Here is a 498-nt window from a genome sequence, read left to right as displayed (position 1 = left end):
CCCGGCAATGGCACTATTGGTCACGAACCATGGGTAGTTCGCGGCCAGCGTGCCAGAAGGATAAATGTCGAAGCCTTCGGCCGACGCAATGAATTGTGCTGGCATTTTCTACTCCTTATAGCCAAGTGCCACGAAGTGTAATGGTTATTAGAGAAGTGTTTGTAGTCGCGAATTGATAGGAGAACTGATCACCCGGAGCAAACGTCGTGGTTGATTGAACACTCGTAAACGAGTTGCCGTTCACTGTGTCTATGTTAAGTGTTCCTACTTGCGTTCCTGTGTTGGGCGTTGACGCTGGGTACTTCATGATACGTACGGTCGCTGTGGTGCCAGATATCAGTACCGCATTTGCTTTCGCGCCCACGAAGTTCTGCCCGAATTGGCAGTTGTCTGTGAACATGTAGAACACTTCGTTGATGACGTTTGGGTTACCCTGAATGTTGACGGGTAGCCGTGCAACATCTGGGCTCGTTGGCAAATTCAACAGATCGTTATACG

1 protein-coding gene is annotated in these 498 nt (G+C 49.6%); it reads right to left on the bottom strand.

Annotation, left to right across the window (positions count from 1 at the left end; genetic code table 11):
• Positions 1-115: 115 nt before the first annotated feature.
• A partial coding sequence (locus AC1RPT_RS07635) for a hypothetical protein (protein WP_481762958.1) occupies positions 116-498 on the bottom strand: 383 nt, incomplete at its 5' end.

Source organism: Dellaglioa sp. CoH-56-MRSF-11, from assembly GCF_056782135.1.
Note: the sequence above shows the minus strand (reverse complement) of the source record. Positions and strands in the feature narration are given on the sequence as shown.